The sequence below is a fragment of the Actinocrinis sp. genome (assembly GCF_035650855.1).
Taxonomy (GTDB): domain Bacteria; phylum Actinomycetota; class Actinomycetes; order Streptomycetales; family Catenulisporaceae; genus Actinocrinis.
Window position 1 is genome coordinate 1 of sequence record NZ_DASRGV010000130.1, and the last position, 3,683, is coordinate 3,683.

General features: G+C 71.4%; 2 protein-coding genes and 1 pseudogene. All 3 read left to right on the forward strand.

Annotated elements, in window-relative coordinates; all coding sequences use genetic code 11:
• A partial coding sequence (locus tag VFB40_RS10270; protein ID WP_527249190.1) for a diacylglycerol/lipid kinase family protein occupies window positions 1-552 on the forward strand: 552 nt, incomplete at its 5' end.
• A 106-nt stretch (window positions 553-658) separates the two neighbouring features.
• The gene (locus tag VFB40_RS10275; RefSeq protein WP_324849301.1) at window positions 659-3,472 is read left to right on the forward strand and encodes a DEAD/DEAH box helicase; all 2,814 of its coding nucleotides are present in this window, start codon (window positions 659-661) and stop codon (window positions 3,470-3,472) included.
• Window positions 3,473-3,536: 64 nt separating this feature from the next.
• Window positions 3,537-3,683: pseudogene (locus tag VFB40_RS28770) on the forward strand (DUF4333 domain-containing protein); the annotation flags it as partial.

The following is a 3,683-nucleotide window of genomic DNA, read 5'->3' on the forward strand; positions in this document are numbered from 1 at the left end:
TCCCTTACCGCACGCTGGTTCGGCACCGTGCTGGCTTGCGGCCTCGACTCGAAGGTCAACGAGCGCGCCAACCGGATGCGGCGACCGCGCGGGCCGTCTCGGTACACCCTCGCCTTGCTCGCCGAACTCGGCCCCTTCACCGCCGTCCCGTTCACCCTGGACACCGACGGCGAGCACACGGACCTGGACGGGATGCTCATCGCGGTCGGCAACGGCCCCTCCTACGGCGGCGGCATGCGCATCTGCCCGCAAGCCGATCCGCGCGACGGCCGGTTCCAGATCACCGCGGTGGACCGGGTCTCGAAGCCGACGCTGCTGCGGATCTTCCCGAAAGTCTTCTCCGGCCGGCATATCGAGCATCCGAAGGTGCGCGTGTTGCACGCCGCGGCCGTTGAGCTCTCCTGCCGCGTCGAACCGGGCCGCCCGGAGCAGACGGTCTCGATCTGGGCCGACGGCGAGTGGGCCGGAGTGCTGCCGGCACGCGTCGAGACGATCGCGGGAGCGCTGCGGGCGTACGTGCCCGGCCCGGCGTCCGCCGCGCCCGCGCTCTGATCCCGCTCTGATCGGCCACGTGGCCTGGCTTCGCGGCCGCTTCCCCGGATCGGCGCGCTGCGGAAACGATCAGCGGCTTGTCTGCGCTGTCGCCTAGGATTGAGGTATGACCTCGCCCGCCGAGCGGTTTGCCGCCGCCCGCCGCCGCCAGGCCGAGGAGCGGACGCAGCTGCACGGCTTCGCCCAGCTCTACTCTTTCGGCCTCGACCAGTTCCAGCTCGACGGGTGCCGGGCCCTTGAGGAGGGACACGGGGTGCTGGTCGCGGCGCCGACCGGCGCGGGCAAGACCGTGGTCGGCGAGTTCGCCGTGCACCTGGCGCTGGCCCAGGGCCGCAAGTGCTTCTACACCACGCCGATCAAGGCGCTGTCGAACCAGAAGTACGGCGACCTGGTCAAGCGGCACGGCGCGGACAGCGTCGGCCTGCTGACCGGGGACAACTCGATCAACGGTGACGCGCCGGTGGTGGTGATGACCACCGAGGTGCTGCGCAACATGCTCTACGCCGGCTCCACCGCGCTCGACGGGCTCGGCTACGTGGTCATGGACGAGGTGCATTACCTCGCCGACCGGTTCCGCGGCGCGGTCTGGGAAGAGGTGATAATCCACCTGCCCGAGTCGGTGCAGCTGGTGTCCCTCTCCGCGACCGTGTCCAACGCCGAGGAGTTCGGCGAGTGGCTGGAGACCGTGCGCGGCGAGACGAAGATCATCGTCTCCGAGCACCGGCCGGTCCCGCTCTGGCAGCACGTGCTCGCCGCGGGCAAGCTCTACGACCTGTACGCGGGCGCCGACCCGCACGAGGCGGACGTGGCGCGGGTCAACCCGGAGCTGGTGCGCTTCGCCCGCGAGGAGGAGCGCTTCGGCTTCGCGCCCAGAGGCGGGCGGGCCGGCGCTTCCTCGTTCGGCGGCGGACGCCCCGGTGCGCGCGGAGGTCGTCCGCGGCGGATCCCGCCGCCGCCCAGCCGCGTCGACGTCATCGAGCGGCTCGACTCGGCAGGGCTGCTTCCCGCCATCACCTTCATCTTCTCCAGGGCCGGCTGCGACGCCGCGGTGCAGCAGTTCCTGCGTTCCGGCGTCCGGCTGCTGACCGAGGAGCAGCGCGGCAAGGTGCGCGCGCACGTGTCCGCCCGCTGCGCCGAACTGCCCGCCGAGGATCTCAATGTCCTGGGGTACCACGACTTCGCCGACGGCCTCGAGCGCGGCGTCGCGGCGCACCACGCCGGCATGCTGCCCACCTTCAAGGAGATCGTCGAGGAGCTGTTCGCGGCGGGCCTGGTCAAGGCGGTGTTCGCCACCGAGACCCTGGCGCTGGGCATCAACATGCCCGCCCGCTCGGTGGTGATGGAGAAGCTGGTCAAGTGGAACGGCGAGACCCACGCGGATGTGACGCCGGGTGAGTACACGCAGCTGACCGGGCGCGCCGGGCGGCGCGGCATCGACGTCGAGGGCCACGCGGTGGTGATCTGGCACCCGGATGTGGAGCCCGCCGAGGTCGCCGGGCTGGCCTCCACCCGCACGTTCCCGCTGCGCAGCTCGTTTGCACCGTCGTACAACATGACGATCAACCTGGTGAACCGGATGGGTCCCAAGCAGGCGCATCGGTTGCTGGAGCAGTCGTTCGCCCAGTACCAGGCCGACCGCTCGGTGGTTGGCCTCGTCCGCGGCATCGACCGGGGCCGCCGGCTGCTCGACGAGCTCGCGGCCGAACTGGGCGGCCACGATGCCCCGATCCTCGACTATGCCCGGCTGCGGGAACGGATCTCGCAGCGGGAGCGGGCGCAGGCGCGGGCGTCGCGCGCACAGCGCCGGCAGGCGGCCAACGAGGCGCTGGCCTCGCTGCGCCGCGGCGACATCATCACGATCACGCACGGCCGCCGCGGCGGTTTGGCCGTCGTCCTGGAATCCGACCGCGACAGCTCCGATCCGCGGCCGCTGGTGCTCACCGAACACCGCTGGGCGGGCCGTATTTCGTCGGCCAACTACCCGGGCGCATCCGCGCCCGTCGGGTCGATGACATTGCCCAAGCGGGTCGAACACCGTCAGCCCCGGGTGCGCCGCGATTTGGCGTCGGCGCTGCGCTCGGCCGCCGCGGGTCTGGCCGCTCAGCCCGCGCGCGGCAAGCGCAGCCCCCGCCGGGACAGCGACGACGGTGCGTCTGGCGACCCGGAGCTGATGTCCCTGCGCGAGCAGCTGCGCCGCCACCCTGCCCACCATGCGCCCGGCCGGGAAGCCCAGCTGCGGGTCGCCGAGCGCTACCTGCGCATCGAACGCGACAACGCCGCGCTGCAACAAAAAGTGGCCGCAGCCACCAACTCACTGGCCCGCACCTTCGACCGGATTGTCGGGCTGCTCACCGAGCGCGGCTTCATCCGCATGCTCAACGGCGATCCACAGGTCACCGACGACGGCCGGCTGCTGGCCCGAATCTACAGCGAGAGCGACCTTTTGGTCGCCGAATGTCTGCGCACCGGCGCGTGGACGGGTCTGCGGCCCGCGGAGTTAGCGGCGGTGCTGTCGGCGGTGCTCTACGAGTCACGAGGCAACGAGGGCGCCGGCCCGCCGCAGCACGCGGACGCGCCGACCGCGCCGTTGCGGCGCGCGCTGGCTCGCACCCGTCAGTTGTCGACAGACCTGCGCGCCGACGAGCAGCGGCATCGCATCAGCCTGAGCCGCGAACCTGACGAGGGCTTCGTCACCGCCATCTATCGCTGGGCCAGCACCGGCGACCTCACCGCTGCGCTGTTGGCGGCCGACGAGTCAGGTACGGGTGTGTCGGCGGGGGATTTCGTGCGCTGGTGCCGGCAGGTGCTGGACCTGTTAGACCAGGTGCGCAACGCCGCCCGCGAACCTGAGCTGCAGGCCACCGCCAGGCGGGCGATCGACGACGTCCGGCGCGGCGTCGTCGCAGTTGACGCCGGGTAGGCTGGCGCCGAGCTACGGTTACATCCGGTGAAGCAGGACCCGAGTTGAGAGGACCGAACACACCATGAGCGGACCGCAGGGATCCGACCCCAACCAGCCGTGGCAGCCGCCAGCCCAGGGTGAGGAACACCAGGCCACCGGTGGTGACCAGCCAACGGCGCAGGCGTCGTCGCCGTGGCAGCAGCCCGCTGGAGATCAGTCGACCTGGCAG

Excerpts from the sequence above, each read along its gene's own strand:
- VFB40_RS10275 (WP_324849301.1), top strand. The coding sequence starts at position 659 with ATGACCTCGCCCGCCGAGCGGTTTGCCGCCGCCCGCCGCCGCCAGGCC.